Raw genomic sequence first — 15,284 nt, 5'->3', positions numbered from 1 at the left:
GCGGGCGTGTCTGATACGGGCGTGTCTGATGCGGGCGTGTCTGATGCGGGTGTGTCTGATGCGGGTGTGTCTCATGCGGGTGTGACGGCGCAGGCTCCGGTCTTCTTGGTGCGGGTGGCCACGCCGCTCGCCGCGTTCGGCGCCGTCGCGGCCGTCACGCCCCAGCCGGTGCCGCATGGCAGGCGCGAGTAGGTGAACTTCATCGTGACGGTGTAGCTGGTCCGGCCCGACAGGGTGACCGACTGCGAGCCGACGGCTTTGCCCCGGAGCAGCCACGCCACGGTGAGCTGCACCGGCTTGGCGTTCTCCGTCGTCACGGTCACCGTGGTCGTCGCCGCCGTCGTGACCCGGGTAAGGCGGTTCACCGTGACGCCCGTGACCGCCGCCGGGCAGTCGACCTTGACCGTCCGGGACGCGCCGCCCGAGGGCGCGTCCGGGTCGGTCGTGGCGGTGAAGGTGACGGCCTCGCAGGGCCGCCGGCCGAACGTGAACGACAGCGTCCGGGTGTAGGTCTTCTTCCCGGACAGCGTCGCGGTCCGCTGGCCGGACTGGCCGTCGGAGGACGCGAAGTCGCCGGTCAGCGCGACCTGCCCGGTGCCGTCGGTGGTGACCTCCACCTTGGCGGTGGCCACGCGCGGGTCCGTCATGGCGAGCGACAGCACCTTGACGCCCGTGACGGAGGTGGGGCACTCCGGTGTCCTGACGCTTGCGCTCCCCGTGCCGCCGCCCGCCGCCGGCGTGGTCGTCGCCGTCATCTCCAAGGTGCCGCCGCAGGGGCGGCTGCCGAGGTCCTGGCTGACCGTCTTGACGTACTTCTTGGCGCCCTTGAGCGTCAGCTCCCGCGTGCCGGCCGCCTTGCCGTTCACGGTGAAGCGCACGGTCAGCGTGACTTTCGCGGTTCCGCTCGTCACGATGGCGACCGTCCCGCTCGCCGTCGGCGCGGCGGCGGCCGTACGGCTCGCCGTGCCGTACGTGAAAGGGCGGAGGGAGAGCGCGGCGGCGGCGGGACCGCCGCCCGGGCCGAGCGTGAGACCGCTCACCTGCACGCTGACCACCTTGGTCGGCGGCGGAGGCGTGACGGAGGGCGACGGCTTGGGCGACGGCTTGGGCGAGGGCTTCGAGGTCTTCGTCACGGTCGGCGTGGGAGTGGTCGGCGTCTCGCTCGGGCTTTCGCTCGGTGCCGCTGAGGGTGTCTCTGAGGGTGCCGGTGTGGGCGTCTCTGGGGGTGTCGCCGTCGCCGGGGGCGTCTCGCTGGGTGTGGGCGGCGGCGCAGCTGACGGTGCCGCGCTGACCGACGGCGCGGCCACAGGGGTCGTGCGATGCGCCCGGGACTGCCCGGTGAGGGCGAACGCGGTCACGCCCCCGGCCGCCAGCACCAGGATCCCCGCCCCGGCGGCGAGCCGGACCCGGTGCCGCTTGACGGCCCGCAGGACGGTCCGGAAGAGCGAGGTGCCGATCTCGGCGGGCTGCCGGTCAAGGGCGGGCCGGTTGAGGGGGAACGTCGCGGCCAGCACGGCGGCGATCGCGGCCAGCTTGCGCCTGCCCCGCTCCTCCCAGTCGGCGCCGTACGCCGCGGCGGCGACCTCCTCCAGCTCCGCGACGAACATCGCGGCGCTCGCCGGCCGCATCGCCGGGTCCTTCGCCATGCCCCGCCCGACCAGGCCGCGCACCGGTTCCGGCACCTCCCCGGCCGGGACGGGCGCGGTCTGGTGCTGGTGCCGCAGCACCACGTTGTCGGTGGCCTGGTAGGGGCGGTGCCCGGTGAGGCATTCGAAGAAGACGGCTGTCGCGGCGTACACGTCGGACGCCGGAGAGGCGGCCAGGCCGGTCCACTGCTCGGGCGCCATGTACGGCGGCGTCCCGGCGGGGGCCATGGCGTCCCCGGCGCGCACGGCGATGCCGAAGTCGACGAGCTTGCTCGCGCCGTCGCCCTGGACCAGCACGTTCTCCGGCTTGTAGTCGCGGTGGACCACGCCCGTCTCATGCGCGGCGGCGAGCCCGAGCAGCGATCCCTTGAGCACGGCCAGGGCCGCCTCGGGCCCGGTCGAGCCCTCCTGGCGCAGCAGCGCCCGCAGCGAGGCGCCGTTGACGAGCTCCATGACGATGGCCGCGCCCTGGTGGGTCTCGACGTACTCGTAGAGCTGGGCCACGTGGGGGTCGTCGAGCTCCACCAGCAGGCGGGCCTCTTCACGGAACCGCGAGAGGAAGCCGGGCTGCCCGCGTAGGTCCTCGGAGAGATACTTGACGGCCACGTGGGCGCCGGACGCCTCGTGCACCGCCAGCACGACCCGGCCCCCGCCCCCCGCGCCGAGCTGGCGCATCACGGCGTAGCCCGGCACGTTCCAGTCGCCGGGGGCGGTCATGCGGCCTCCTGGGATGCGGCGGTCCGCCCGGCTGACCGGCGTCCCGTCGAGTGAACAGGTTGGCCAAAGTGTGCCCAATCAGTGGGGAGCCGCGCCATCCCTGTGCCGAATGTGGTCGGGTACGGGGACGCCCGCGGGCAGGAGCGGGTCGGGCAGGGGCTCGCCCCACGACACGACGAGCGGCAGCACGCCCGCCCATACGGGCAGCTCGTAGTCCTCCTCGTCGTCCTTCGGCGGGCCCACCCGGATCTTGACTGACGCCTCCTCCAGTGAGAGGGCCACCACGGCCGTGGCCGCGAGCTCCTTCCGGTCCGGCGGCCGCACCGCGTCCCACTGCCCGGGGGCGAGCTGCTCGGTGATCGCGCGGAGGGCGTCGAGGCGCTCTCCGTCCTCCTCCACCAGGCGGGCCTCGCCGTAGATCATGGCCGAGCGGTAGTTCACCGAGTGGTGGAAGGCCGAGCGCGCCAGCACGACGCCGTCCACGTGGGTCACGGTGACGCACACCGGCCCGGTGAGAGCCGTGCGGAGCGAGGCCGCTCCCGTCGAGCCGTGCAGGTAGAGGGTGTCGCCGACCCTCCCGTAGCCGGTCGGGATCACTCGGGGGCAGCCGCCGGCCACCACTCCGAGGTGGCAGATCAGCCCGGCGTCCAGCACGGCGTAGAGGTCGGCGCGGTCCGTGCGGCCCCGGTCCTTGCCTCGATTCAGGGTGGTACGTGCGGTAGTGGAGAGCATGTCCGTTACGTTAGGCCGAAGTGGACTGGTGGAACATGTCCACTTACGGCCGCTAATGGGAGACCACTTTGCGCACGCACATCGACCTTCCGCTGGTCGTGGACCGGCTGGCGCCGGCGCCGCTGGCCGTACAACTCGGGGACCAGCTCCGGGAGGCCATGCGCGGCGGGGCGCTGAAGGCCGGGGAGCGGCTGCCGTCCACCCGGGGGCTCGCGGGAGTGCTGGGCGTCAGCCGCACCGTCGTGACCGAGGCCTACCAGCAGCTCTACGCCGAGGGCTGGCTCGACGGGCGGCACGGGTCCGGCACCTACGTGGCGACGATTGGCGACAGCATGATCACCAATGATGCCGTGGCCGGTCAGAGGCGGTCGCGGGGAAACCCTGCAAGATCACGAACAGGGGACGCGCAGGTGGGCGCCGATGTCCGGGAATCCGTGCATGATCACGCCCAAGGTCATCACCTCCAAGGTCATCACCTCCAAGGTCATCACCTCCAAGGTCATCACCTCCAAGGTGGTCATGCCCATGTGGATCTGCGGCCGGGGCGGCCGTGGGTTTCCGGATACGACGCGGCGGCCTGGCGGCGGGCGTGGCGGAGCGCCGGGGAGCTTCCACCGTCCGCCTGGCCCGACCCCTACGGTCATCCCGAGCTCCGGGAGCTGTTGGCCGGGCATCTCCGGCGGGCGCGGGCCGTCCCCGCAGGGGCGCCGAACGTGATGGTCACCCGGGGAACCGGCCACGGGCTCGACCTCATCGCGGCGACCCTCATCAGGCCCGGCGACAGAGTGGGAGTGGAGGAGCCGGGATACGGGAAGGCCAGGAACGTCCTGGCCGCCCGGGGCGCCGAGATCGTCCCGTGTCCTGTGGACCGCCAGGGAGTCATGGTCGAGGAGCTTCCCGATGATCTGCGCGTCATCTACACGACTCCGGCCCATCAGTATCCCTGCGGGGGGCGGCTGCCGATCGCGCGCAGGGAGCGGCTCCTCGCGTGGGCCCGCCGCACCGGCGCGATCGTGATCGAGGACGACTACGACGCCGAGTTCCGCTACGACGTCGCGCCATTGCCCGCCCTCTACGGCCTGGACCCCGGCCGGGTGGTGCTCCTCGGCACGCTGTCGAAGTCGCTCAGCCCGGACGTCGGCCTCGGCTGGCTGGTGGCCTCCGAGGACCTGCTGGACGAGATCGCCCGGCGGCGGCACGATCTGTCCGACCGCACCTCCGGGCCGGTCCAGAAGGCGGTCGCCACCCTTCTGGAGCGCGGCGACCTCGACCGGCACCTGCGCAGGATGCGGCTGGAGTACGCCCGCCGCCGCGCCGCCATCGTGGAGGCGCTGGGCCCCCTCGGCTCGCTCGTTCAGGGGGACACCGCCGGGCTGCACGTCATGATCGAGCTTCCGGCGGAGGTCGTCCCCGAACTGGTGAAGCGCGCCGAGGAGCGCGGCGTGCTGTTGGACACGACCGAGCGTCACCACCACGGCCCGCCCCGGGTGCACGGCATCGTGCTCGGGTACGGCTCGGCCTCGCTGGCCGAGGTGAAACGCGGCTGCGCCGTGATCAGGGAGTTGCTCTAAATCACGCGCTCCAGGAGCCGGAAGTCCTCGCGCGGATGGGGGAGCGCGAACTCCGGCGGCACGTCGCCGACGATCCGGGTGATGTCAATCGAGCCCGGATCGCCCTCGCACTCCCCCGGCACCTGGGAGTGGCCGTAGTGTCCCCCGCGCGCCCACAGGCGGGCGCTCCGCTCGGCGGCGAGCGAGTGCGGGAACGGCAGGGGCGGCCCGGCCGGCCAGCGGCGCGGCACGTCCCACGAGTCGAGCCAGGCAAGAATCTCGTCGAGGCCGTCGAGCTTGGTGTCGGTGAACGGTTCGTGCGTCGAGCCGATGACCCGGATCTGCACGCAGACCCGTCCGTTGCGGCCCCGCTCGGGGGGCAGGCCGCTCGCGGCCCGCATGGGCGGGAGCAGTTGGACGATCTCTCCGGCCACCGGGTTCCACACCAGGTGGGAGGGGCGTTTGAGCTGGATCAGCCGCTGGGCCACCGACCGCGCCGAGACCCCGTGGGGGTCAGCCGGCCAGATGAACCAGACAGCCCGCGGAGCTCCGCCGTACATCCGGCCGGAGTCCTCGGGGGAGGGAAGTCGACTGGCGCCGGGCAGCCATGCTTGGGCCACAATGCCCCCTCAAATCCTCGGTCGCGTGGTTCCTCCCCTTTCGCGCTTCCGCTGACACCTCGCGAAGCCTGATTGTTACTGGCCGGTGGCCATCCGGCCGAGGCCCCGCCGGGTCCGGCGGACGACGGCGTAACCGCTGGTGAGGATGCGTTCCTTGAGATAGAGGAGAGGGACGCCACGCCCTTCCACGGCCAGCCGGAAGCGGGCCATCGTGGTGCTCCGCCCGACCGTCAGCCGGGGGATGGCGAGCAGGTCGTGGCGGTCGGCCGCGATCGCGTTGCTCACGGCGCACGCCGCCCAGTAGCCCGCCTTCCGGACCTCGCGGCGCACCCGCGCGCTGGAGTAGCCGTACGGGTAGGCCATGGTCGTCACCGGGCGGCCGATCCGGTCCTCCAGCAGCGCCTTGTTGCGCCGCAGCTCCTGGCGGAGCTCGTGGTCGCGGAGCTGGTCGAGCTGGGGGTGGCTGTGGCTGTGCCCGGCGATCTCCACGCCGTGCTCGGCGGCCTCGCGGGCCTGACTCCACGACAGCATGCGGTCGAGCGGCCGGCCCGCGGCCTCGGTCCCGGCGTCGTGGACCCATCCGCTGGTCAGGAACACCGTGGACGGGATGCCGAGGCGGTCGAGGACGGGCAGCGCCTGCGCGTGGAAGTCGGCGTAGCCGTCGTCGAAGGTGACCACCACCGGCCGGGCCGGCACCTCCCGCCCCGGGCGGTTCAGGGAGGCCACCAGCTCACCGACCGTCAGGGGCGTGAACCCGGCGTCCTTCAGGTAGCCCATCTGCTCGGCGAAGTCCCCCGGCCGTACGGCATGCGGGCGGGTGTCCCCGTTCGGGCGGTCCGTCACCGAGTGGTACATCAGGATGGGCACCCGGGTCATGAACGGACCTTCAGCCGCACGGTGCCGACCACGTAACCCCAGGTCGTCCAGGCGAGGCCGATGACGATCGCCGCCGCGCGGCCCAGCCCCGCGAGGTCACCGCGTACGGCGTGGCCGAGCCCGCGGAGCACGCCCATGGGCAGCGTCTTGAACGTGTAGTCGCGCTCGCTGGAGAGCCCGTCGCCCGCGCCCACGCTGTGCGTGACCAGCGCCTTGGACAGCCCCTCGGCGTAGCACCTCGACCGGAAGTAGGCGAGCGTGGCGCGCGCCTCCGGCACCTTGTGGCCGATTGCCGCGCCCGGCTCGAACAGCATCACCGAGCCGGGGCGCCGCTGCGACAGCCGGATGCAGAACTCGGTCTCCTCGCAGCCCAGTGGGAGGCTCCTGCGCCCCTGCACGTTGCGCCCGATCCCGGTGTGGAAGCCGCCGACCTCGCCGACGACCTCCCTGCGGAAGGCCGCGTTGCCGCCCATCACGTTGCGGATCCGGGCGCGCCGGTCGGGCATTCCCCGGTAGGTGCAGCCCACCGTCCAGTCGAACTCCTCCGGGAACCAGCGCGGGCGGCGGCCCGTGACCCACAGCGGCCTCGTCAGGCCGCCCACGCCGACGACGGCCGGATCGGCGAAGCCGGTCTCGAAGGCGGCCAGCCAGCCCGGGTCGGCCACGGCGTCGTCGTCGAGGAAGGCCACCACGTCGCCGGTCGCCGCCTCAACCCCCGTGTTCTTGCCGCCCGACAGCCCCCGCTCGTGGGCGTTCTCGATCACGATGGCGTCGGGATGCTCCCGCTTCAGCTTGAGGTGCAGGCCGGGATTGTGGTCCACCACGATGATCAGCTCATGCGGCTGCCGCCGCTGTGCGCGCACCGAGTCCACCGCCGCCCTGATGTCGTCCCAGCGATCCTCGGTGTAGACGCAGATGACGACGGACGTCCTCAGAGCCGTCGGCAGGGTCATGCCGCGCCCTGGTCGGCCGCCGCGGCGGGCGTGGGAGCCGGCTCCGGGCGGGCCGAACGCCGCCACTCCTTCACGATCGTCCGCAGGACCCGCAGCCCGTCGCGGACGGCCCGCAGGTTGCTCTCCCCGTGGATGCGGCAGCGCTCGTGGCTCGGCACCTCGTGGATGCGCAGGCCGGCCTGCGCCGCGCGGATGTTCATCAGCGTCTCCACCTCGAACCCCTCGCAGTCGAGGTCGAGCACGGGGAGGTGGCGGGCCCAGAAGGCGTTGTAGCCGTAGCACAGGTCGGTGTAGCGGGTGCCGTAGATCCAGTTCACGAGCGTGCGGAGCACGGTGTTGCCCAGCCTGCGGCTGAAGGTGAGGTCGTCGCTGCCGCCTCCCGGGATGTACCGGGACCCCTTCGCGAAGTCGGCGCCGCTCACCAGCGTGCTGACGAACTGGATGATCTCGCGGCCGTCGGTGGAGCCGTCGGCGTCGATCATGACGATGATCTCACCGGTGCACGCGGCGAACCCGGCGGCCAGAGCGTCTCCCTTGCCCCGGCCGCGCTGGTGCACCACCCGGAGGTTCGGGCGCAGCCTGCGCGCGACCGCGACCGTCTCATCGGTGGAATGGCCGTCGACCAGCACCACCTCGTGCACCCACTGCGGCAGCGTGGCGAACACGTGAGGCAGGTTCTCCGCCTCGTTCATCGCCGGGATGACGACGCTCACGGTGGGGGCGACGGCGAGGTGGGGACCAAGCGCGGTGTAGCGGTCCGCAGCCGGCAGCGACCGCAGAGTGGCGAACTGAGACTTGACGCTCTGCTCGGTGATCTCGGGACTCATGGTGACTGAAATGTCCTTCCGGGCGGTCTGTCATGAGCGGAGACTGCCAACGGACCGGCGCGACTGGATGGAGAGGCGGTCCATCCCGGTCTTGGGGCAGGAACTCGGGGGGTGGAGGGAGACGGGAACGCGAGCCGGTCAGTGCCCGTGGAGGGGCTTCACGGATGACTCCGGCCGGGGTGCCGTACGTCGCCGGACGAGCTTCAGGGTTTCGAGCCCCCCGGCATGGATCGTCGTGATGATCACCTGGAGCCTGCCCCCTGTTCGACTGGTGCCTGTCTCCGGTAGAGCAACCGGATGACGAGCAGAAAGAAGCCGAGCACTCCGATGGTGGCCACCCCGGCACGGGGAGACCACGCGTCGAAGAGAAGCATGGCTTCGGCGAGTAGGACGTTGATTGTCAGACTTGCCGCTGCGCCCACCGTAAAAGTGGCGAGTGGGTCACGATCACGCAACAGTCCCGCGACCGCGGCGCCGGGAACGACCAGGAGAAAGAGCGGCGTGAGGAAGACGCGGGCCGGGGTCTGGACGTCCGCCAGCGCGAGCACCGCGCCGGCTGCGCACGCCACGGCGAGCACGACCTTCGCGACGGTGCCGTTCCTGCCCATGCTTCCTGACTCCTGGCTGGTAGAGGCCCTGGGGGCCACTGTGACCTCGGATGGCGGCCCGTTCATGGGACCAACCGGCGTCACCGGACGTCAATGGCGACGCCTTAGGTGAGTCACGGGTTTACCGGATCACTGGGGAGAGCCGTGATGTTATCCGACATGTTGTAGGACGCTCACGCTCGGGCACAGGTTCGGCTGGACAGTAAAGTGATCAGTCAAGGGTCAAATAGGTCACTCCGGCGTTAATCAGGAGAAAAGCCGAAAATTCGGGCCGTGATTTACCCGAGCCGGTCAGGGCGTGGCTGAGGCCGACGAGGCCAGCGACGAGGGGGAGGCCGACGGGTCGTCCACGGGAGGGCTGGTCGGGGGATCCGACGGCGTGTCCGTGCCTCCGTCCCCGCCGTCTCCCTGGTCCCGTCCGTCCCAGGAGACCCGGCAGGACGGGTTGCCCGCGGCCGACCGGAAGGTGATCAGGCCGCGGCCCGGCGAACCGGGGTCCTCGACGGCGAGCATGATCCGGCCGTTCGCCCCCGCCCTGAGCCGGCCCCGGCTCGGCGCGACGATCACCCCTTCGGAGGTGGTCGCCGTCCACTCCACGTCGGCGTTGCGGGCGGAGAGGGTGATCACGCCTCCGGCGGCCTGGCCAAGGCTCCCGGGGCAGCTCGCCGACAGCGCCGCCACGCCGCCGGGCCTGGCGTGCGGGGTCCGGAGCGGTCGCCGGACCGGCCGGGTGGTGGCGGTGGGCCCAGTCGCCGGCCCAGTCGCCGGTCCGGCCTTCGGCGAGGGCGACGGCGTGGCCTGCTCGCCCGGGTCCGCCGGGTCCGCCGGGTCGGCCGATTCGCTCGGGCCGGCCGCCTCGGCCGGGTCGGTCGTGTCGTCCTCCGACGGGCCGGGCATCAGTGTGCCGGGCGGGGCCGGCGCGGGGTCCATCGCCTCCAGATGGCTGGCGGGCGCCTGGCCGGAGACCAGCGCCAGCGCGCCTGCCGTACCGAACACGCAGGCCGCCGCCAGCAGGATCGGCGTCGCGCGCCGCGTCCGCCGCTCCCCCCGCCGGTCGCGGGAACCGCGCCGCCCACGGGTCCGTCCCCTGTCCCGGCGGGACCGCCCCTCGGTCACCACCGGGAAGCCCTGGCGGTCGAGGTGGCTCCCCTGCTCGGTGATGGCCGTCCTGGTCGTGTCGCGTTCGGGATTGACGCACGTGTCGATGACCCGGCGGCGCAGCGACAGGGGCGGGAAGGCGATGGGGATCATGTCGAGCAGCCGGCCAGCGGAGACGTGCCGGTGACGGCCCTCCGTGCAGACCTTGCAGCCGCTGATGTGCCTGCTCAGCCGCTTGCGGAGCATCGGGCTGAGCGGGCCGTCCTGCCACGAGGCGCCGACGCCGATGTCCACCAGGGCGGACAGGTCCGGGCAGTGGGCGCGCCCCGTCCGAGCCAGGATGATGGCGGCCGCGGAGTTCTCCAGCTGGTCGCGGGCCCTCGCGAGGCGGGCGGACGCCTGCCGCGAGGTGAGGCCGAGCACCGTCCCCACTTCGGCGGGGGAGAGCTCGTGCCTGGCGGACAGCTCCAGCGCCTCGCGCTCGTGCCGGCTCAGCTCGGAGAGCGCCTCGGACACCAGCGCGCTGAGCTCCGGGTCCGCCGAGTCCTCGAGCACGGCGGTCGGCCCGGTGCCGCCGGTCGGCGTCCGCCCGCCCGAGCGCGCCGCGCACTGGAACCGGGTCAGCGCGTACAGCCAGGCCCGCAGCCGCACCGGCTCCTTCAGCCGGTGCGCGGACCCGTGGGCCGTCACCAGCGCGTCGTGTACGGCTTCCGCGGCCAGCTCCTGGTCGTGGAGCAGCGAGTGGGCGTAGTCACTGAGCCGGTCGGCGTACGCGTCGTAGAGACTGGCGGGCGCGTGCGTGTCCGCGCGCCGAAGCGCCTCCAGCAGTTGATGATCGTCGGCACGACCGACGTCCGGCCATCCGGGCAACGAACATTCCTCCCCGTGCGACGGAACCAGATCTCGCCAGTCCCCACACGAGAAGGACGCCGCCTCCGCGGGCCTCGTTTACCCCGCCGCCGACCATGCTCAACGGGCATGACCTGCGAAAACTGATGCGCGAGCCGTCCTCTGGGACCGCTGTGACAGGCGGTCCCAGAGGGGCCGGCTACTGCTGCCCGGTGGCCCCGCAGTCCGGCGCGCAGAGGCGCCGGGCGATGCCCTTCAGGAAGATGTTGCGGATCTCCAGCACCGTCTGCGGGAAGAACGCCGCGCCTCCGGTGGCCTTGGCGATCGAGGTCATCTGCGCGCGGTTCTCGTCCTTCGTGGTGTTGAACGAGATGATCAGGATGTTGACCGGCCTCTTGGGGTCGTACGCCTGCTTCAGCTTCCGCAGGATCTGCGCGTTTGAGATGCCGCCGTTGGGGTCGTCGTTGCCGACTCCGTCGGTGAACAGAATGATCGTGTTGACCTTGTCGGCCTCGTAGTCGTGGGTCATCTTCTGGTAGGCCGCCCAGAGCGTGTCGTTCAGGCCGGTGTTGCCGGTCTTGATGGCCCGCAGCTGTCGCAGCCCCTGCGCGATGAGGTCGCGACGGGTCACCCCGTTGATCTGCTGGGCCAGCGGGCCCATCGGCACGACTTCCTTCCAGTCGACCCCCTGGCCGCGCAGGTTGTCGGAGAAGACCCAGGTGCCGATCTCGGTCTTCTCCGGGAACAGCTTCAGGCCCTCCTGTGCGACGCCGGAGATGGCGCGCATGCGGCTGACGCCCGTGCTGTCGGCGGGATCCGCCATGGTGCCGGAGATGTCGAGCAGGGCCAGCAGCTTGGTGCCCAGCTTGATCTGGCGCCATGCCTGGGCGAGCTTCGTGACGGTCGCGGCGTCGGGGAGCGGGAGCTCGACCGGCTTCTTGGCGCTCACGCCGTTCTCGGCCTTGAGCAGCCCGCCGCCCTTGCCGTCCGGCGTGCGGAAGCCGTAGTCCTGCACCGTCTTGCGCCCCGAGGCCGAGGTCAGCTCGGCCGCGAACGACTCGGCCGCCTTGCGGACCTCGTCGCTCTTGGCCGTGATCACGATCGGATAGTCGAGGCTGACCGTGCCCTCCGCCGGGTAGAGCGCGACGGCCGGGTTCGACGGGGTCGTCTTGGTGTTGAACGCCCAGACCGACTGCTCGGAGGCGATGCCGACCGGGATGCGCGCGGCGGCCTTCGTGAGGGTGGCGAACAGGCTGTCGGGGGAGGACACCGTGGACTCCGACAGTTGCCGCAGGACGCCGACGAGGACCTCCTCGCCGCCGCCCGCCGCCTTGAGGACGTTGGCCCCCGCGAGGAGGGCGCCCAGCCCGGCGGCGTTCTGGGTCGGGTCGAGCGCCAGCACCCGCACCTTCTTGGCGAGGCCGTCGGGGTTTCCGGCGTTGGCGGCGCTCATGAGGCCGGTCCAGCTGGCCGGGCTGAAGGCCGCCTGGAGCTTCTCGGCCCCGGCCTTCGACGCCGTCAGGACGATGGGGGAGTGGGCGGCGCTGCCCGTCGGCTTCCCGGACCCGTCCTTCGCCAGACCGGCCAGCCACAGGCTGGAGTCGGGCACCCAGATGTCCGGGTTCACCTTGGCGTTGGTGGGGCCGCTGCCCGACATCGCGTTGGCCACGTCGGCGGAGTCGGCGGCCTTCACCGTGACCGCCACGCATTTGCCGTCGATCGCCTTGCCCGCCTGGGTGAACCTGCCCGCGACCTTCTGGACGGCGGGCTGGATGTCCGGCGAGGCGACCACCGACAGGGCGATCTTGTCGCTGCCGCAGCTCGGGTTCTTGTTCACGACCACGTAGGCCGCGACGCCGAGGAGCACGGCCAGGGCGACCGCGCCGGCCAGCGGGACGAACACCTTGCCCCGGCTGGCACGCCGGCGCGGTGGCGGCTCGTTGTAGGGGTTGAAGCCGCCCTCGAGTTCGTCTGTGCGGTGCCGTCCGCCCACGGTGTCCTCTTCGGTGTCGAGTGGCCCCCGACAGTGCGCGCCTCTGCGGGACCATATGGGGAGTTTCTGCGTAATGCTTACGGAACGATACTGGCAAGGCGAACGGCGGCAAAACGCTGGTTTTGGTGCTGTGATTACCAAAGGCTATGAAATCTGCGCAAGCTGTGATGCCTGTTGCGATATGTCTTGACCAAGCCGATCGTCGTCACGACCGACCCGGGGGTGCTCGCCGGGGCCGGTAGGCTCCGCCGGTCGCCGGATCGGGGCGCATGCCGCGCAGGCCGTACCCTTGGCGGGTGGTCATCGGAGTCGAAGACGCCGCCGATCCCCGCCTCGCGGACTACGTGCGCCTGCGCGACGTGGACCTGCGCAAGAGCCTTGAGGGCGAGCGCGGGCTTTTCGTGGCTGAGGGGGAGAAGGTCATCCGGCGTGCCGTCTCGGCCGGGCACCCGGTCCGGTCGGTGCTGACGACCGCCAAGTGGCTGGACCAGCTCGCCGACGTGATCGGGGGCGTCACCGTCTACGTGGTCTCCGACGAGGTCATGGAGGGGATCACCGGCTTCCAGGTGCACCGGGGCGCGCTCGCCTCGATGGAACGGCTCCCGCTGCCGCCGGTCTCCGGCCTCCTGTCCGGCGCCCTGCCCGGCGCCCGGCAGCCCCGCCGCATCGTCGTGCTGGAGGACCTCGTCGACCATGGGAACGTCGGGGCGATCTTCCGCTGCGCGGCGGCGCTGGGCGTCGATGCCGTGATCCTGTCGCCACGCTGCGCCGACCCCCTCTACCGGAGGTCCGTGAAGGTCTCCATGGGCGCGGTGTTCGCCATCCCGTACGCACGCATGCCGGACTGGCACGGCGGCCTGGCCGAGATCCGCGAGGCGGGGTTCCAGCTCCTCGCCCTCACGCCGGACCAGTCGGCCGTGCCGCTGGACGAGGTCCCGCTCGCGGACCGGGTCGCGCTGATGCTCGGCTCGGAGGGTGACGGCCTGTCCTCCCACTGGCTGCACGAGGCCGACCATCCGGTCTGCATCCCGATGAGCCGCGCCGCCATGGACCTGGGCGTCGACTCCCTCAACGTCGTGGCCGCCGCCGCCATCGCCTGCCACGGCCTGACGCGCGCCTAGAGACCCATCCCCCCGTCGCCGTGATCATGCACGGTTTCCCGGGAAGGGCGGGGATGTGGACTTTCCCGGATCGTGATCATGCGTGAATTCCGCCGCACGTGGTCTGATCAGCGCCGACACTGTCGGTGATCATGCAGTGTCCGCCCGGTGGGCGTACCCGCGTCATGCATGATCACGCCGCGGGAAGCGCCAGGTGGGACGGTGCATGCGGGAACATGCGCATGATCACGCCGCGGGGTTGTCGGCCGTGTCGTCGTCGCCGGACATCTCGTCGCCCGCCCAGCGCAGGAGCTTGCGGGCGGTCGCGAAGCGGCCGGCGTCGCTCACGTCGCCCAGCACGACGCCGATGAACGTGTGGCCGTTCCGCACCGCCGCGAAGGTGAGACAGTATCCGGCCTTCTGCGTGTATCCCGTCTTCAGCCCGAGGGTGCCGTCGTCGCCCAGCAGTTTGTTGGTGTTGTGCCAGACGTGCGCCCGATGAAGGCCCGTCTTCCTCAGGACCTGCTCACGGCTCTTCGCGATCGTCGCGATGACCGGGTCCTTCAGCGCCAGCCCGGCCAGAGCCGCCTGGTCGCGCGCCGTCGAGTACGCGCTGGACGGCATGCCGTCGGGGTTGGCGTAACGCGTGTCGGCCAGCCCGAGGGACCGGGCCGCCGCGTTCATCTTGGCCACGAACCTCGGCGTGCCCGGGCCGTACCGCTCGGCCAGCGCGTGGGCGGCGTCGGCCCCGGAGGGGAGCATGAGCCCGTAGAGCAGGTCGCGGACCGTCAGCCGCTCGCCCGCCCGCAGGCCGGCCTGGGTCGCCCCGCTCGTGGCGGCGTGCCGTACGTCCGCCTTGGTGATCGTGATGACGTCGTCCAGCCTGGCCTGCTTCCGCACGACGTAAGCGGTCATGACCTTGGTGAGGCTCGCGACCGGCACGCGTCGCGTGTCCCGCTTGGCGAACTGGATCGTTCCCGCCGTGGCGTCCACCAGGTAGGCCTCGCGGGCGGTGACCGGAGGAGCGTCCGCCGCGGCCGCCGTCGTGCCGACCAGGGAAGGGGTGAGGAAGGCCGCCGCCAGCACGCCGAGTAGCCCGATACGCATCCCGACATGATCGCATGGCCCGGACGGTCAGGAGGCCGCGGGCGCCTTCCGGCCCCTTCGCCGCCACACGAGGCAGCCCGCGACCGCCGCGGCGATGACCGCGAGGACCGCCACGGCCAGCGCGGGCGACCGCAGGGCGAGCCCGGCCCAGGCCCACAGAAGGGAGTAGAGCCCGAACGCCGTGATCGGCACCCACGTCAGGCAGCCGAGGGCGCTGGCCACGAGATACCACCGGTAGTCGACCCGCAGCGCCCCGGCGACCCAGGGCAGCGTGTGCCGCAGGCCCGGCACCCAGAAGCAGCCGTACACGGCGAGTGAGCCCCACCTGCGCACGACGTTCTCGACCTGGACGATCCGCTGCCGCCCGAGCCTCCTGCCGACCCGCGACCGGTAGAGCGCCTCGCCAAGCTTGCGGCCGACCCAGTAGTAGACCTGGAACGCGCCGAACAGCGCCACCGCTCCGATCGCGACCACGAGCCACAGCGGCAGGCCGAGGATCGAGGCGGACGTGGGGTCGGGTATCCGCACCTGTGTCACCGCCGGTCACAGAGTTCCTGAGCTGTTCCTAGGACGTTCCTAAATTAGGCCATTCCTAAGGCCAGCCTTAC

The 15,284-nt window shown here is 71.7% G+C and carries 13 protein-coding genes; 2 read left to right on the top strand and 11 right to left on the bottom strand.

All coding sequences use genetic code 11. The annotated features are described in order from the left end of the window. Window positions 1-71: 71 nt before the first annotated feature. Both N5079_RS11770 and N5079_RS11765 read right to left on the bottom strand, forming a co-directional pair. Complete coding sequence (locus N5079_RS11770; protein WP_261583669.1) at window positions 72-2,363, bottom strand: serine/threonine-protein kinase; 2,292 nt, start codon at window positions 2,361-2,363, stop codon at window positions 72-74. A 78-nt stretch (window positions 2,364-2,441) separates the two neighbouring features. Further along, entirely contained in the window at window positions 2,442-3,095 is a 654-nt protein-coding gene (locus N5079_RS11765) for a pyridoxamine 5'-phosphate oxidase family protein (RefSeq protein WP_261583668.1), read from the bottom strand. A gap of 68 nt (window positions 3,096-3,163) precedes the next feature. On the opposite strand from N5079_RS11765, the gene N5079_RS11760 reads away from it, so the two are divergent. After that, window positions 3,164-4,666, top strand: a complete 1,503-nt coding sequence (locus N5079_RS11760; protein WP_261583667.1) for a PLP-dependent aminotransferase family protein — start codon at window positions 3,164-3,166, stop codon at window positions 4,664-4,666. On the opposite strand, the gene N5079_RS11755 is transcribed toward N5079_RS11760, so the two are convergent. The 7 genes from N5079_RS11755 to N5079_RS11725 form a co-directional block, all read right to left on the bottom strand. Then, a complete protein-coding gene (locus N5079_RS11755; RefSeq protein ID WP_261583666.1) occupies window positions 4,663-5,265 on the bottom strand; it encodes a hypothetical protein in 603 nt (200 codons plus the stop codon). The genes N5079_RS11760 and N5079_RS11755 overlap by 4 nt on opposite strands. 75 nt (window positions 5,266-5,340) lie before the next feature. Continuing rightward, complete coding sequence (locus N5079_RS11750; protein ID WP_261583665.1) at window positions 5,341-6,141, bottom strand: polysaccharide deacetylase family protein; 801 nt, start codon at window positions 6,139-6,141, stop codon at window positions 5,341-5,343. Next, window positions 6,138-7,094: a glycosyltransferase family 2 protein gene (locus N5079_RS11745; RefSeq protein WP_261583664.1), complete on the bottom strand. Its 957-nt coding sequence runs from the start codon at window positions 7,092-7,094 to the stop codon at window positions 6,138-6,140. The genes N5079_RS11750 and N5079_RS11745 overlap by 4 nt, the downstream gene beginning before the upstream one ends. Then, the gene (locus N5079_RS11740; RefSeq protein WP_261583663.1) at window positions 7,091-7,921 is read right to left on the bottom strand and encodes a glycosyltransferase family 2 protein; all 831 of its coding nucleotides are present in this window, start codon (window positions 7,919-7,921) and stop codon (window positions 7,091-7,093) included. The genes N5079_RS11745 and N5079_RS11740 overlap by 4 nt, the downstream gene beginning before the upstream one ends. A gap of 242 nt (window positions 7,922-8,163) precedes the next feature. Next, on the bottom strand, window positions 8,164-8,529 hold the full coding sequence (locus N5079_RS11735) for a hypothetical protein (protein WP_261583662.1): 366 nt from the start codon (window positions 8,527-8,529) through the stop codon (window positions 8,164-8,166). Between the two features lie 291 nt (window positions 8,530-8,820). Further along, window positions 8,821-10,497, bottom strand: a complete 1,677-nt coding sequence (locus N5079_RS11730) for a sigma-70 family RNA polymerase sigma factor (RefSeq protein WP_261583661.1) — start codon at window positions 10,495-10,497, stop codon at window positions 8,821-8,823. 178 nt (window positions 10,498-10,675) lie between these two features. Then, window positions 10,676-12,469, bottom strand: a complete 1,794-nt coding sequence (locus N5079_RS11725) for a substrate-binding and VWA domain-containing protein (RefSeq protein WP_261583660.1) — start codon at window positions 12,467-12,469, stop codon at window positions 10,676-10,678. A gap of 269 nt (window positions 12,470-12,738) precedes the next feature. Between N5079_RS11725 and N5079_RS11720 the strand changes: the two genes are divergently transcribed. Next, window positions 12,739-13,590, top strand: coding sequence for a TrmH family RNA methyltransferase (locus N5079_RS11720; RefSeq protein WP_410007772.1), 852 nt, complete (start codon window positions 12,739-12,741; stop codon window positions 13,588-13,590). A gap of 225 nt (window positions 13,591-13,815) precedes the next feature. On the opposite strand, the gene N5079_RS11715 is transcribed toward N5079_RS11720, so the two are convergent. Together N5079_RS11715 and N5079_RS11710 are read right to left on the bottom strand one after the other, a co-directional pair. Further along, window positions 13,816-14,676, bottom strand: a complete 861-nt coding sequence (locus tag N5079_RS11715) for a D-alanyl-D-alanine carboxypeptidase family protein (protein ID WP_261583658.1) — start codon at window positions 14,674-14,676, stop codon at window positions 13,816-13,818. A 27-nt stretch (window positions 14,677-14,703) separates the two neighbouring features. After that, window positions 14,704-15,204, bottom strand: coding sequence for a DedA family protein (locus N5079_RS11710; RefSeq protein ID WP_261583657.1), 501 nt, complete (start codon window positions 15,202-15,204; stop codon window positions 14,704-14,706). Window positions 15,205-15,284 lie beyond the last annotated feature (80 nt).

Source organism: Planotetraspora sp. A-T 1434, assembly GCF_025420585.1.
GTDB lineage: Bacteria > Actinomycetota > Actinomycetes > Streptosporangiales > Streptosporangiaceae > JAOEGB01.
Note: the sequence above shows the minus strand (reverse complement) of the source record. Positions and strands in the feature narration are given on the sequence as shown.

Bases quoted from the DNA above. Each gene is read 5' to 3' on its own strand.
- N5079_RS11770 (WP_261583669.1), bottom strand. From the start codon at position 2,363: ATGACCGCCCCCGGCGACTGGAACGTGCCGGGCTACGCCGTGATGCGC.
- N5079_RS11765 (WP_261583668.1), bottom strand. From the start codon at position 3,095: ATGCTCTCCACTACCGCACGTACCACCCTGAATCGAGGCAAGGACCGG.
- N5079_RS11750 (WP_261583665.1), bottom strand. From the start codon at position 6,141: ATGACCCGGGTGCCCATCCTGATGTACCACTCGGTGACGGACCGCCCG.
- N5079_RS11745 (WP_261583664.1), bottom strand. From the start codon at position 7,094: ATGACCCTGCCGACGGCTCTGAGGACGTCCGTCGTCATCTGCGTCTAC.
- N5079_RS11740 (WP_261583663.1), bottom strand. From the start codon at position 7,921: ATGAGTCCCGAGATCACCGAGCAGAGCGTCAAGTCTCAGTTCGCCACT.
- N5079_RS11735 (WP_261583662.1), bottom strand. From the start codon at position 8,529: ATGGGCAGGAACGGCACCGTCGCGAAGGTCGTGCTCGCCGTGGCGTGC.
- N5079_RS11720 (WP_410007772.1), top strand. From the start codon at position 12,739: ATGCCGCGCAGGCCGTACCCTTGGCGGGTGGTCATCGGAGTCGAAGAC.
- N5079_RS11715 (WP_261583658.1), bottom strand. From the start codon at position 14,676: ATGCGTATCGGGCTACTCGGCGTGCTGGCGGCGGCCTTCCTCACCCCT.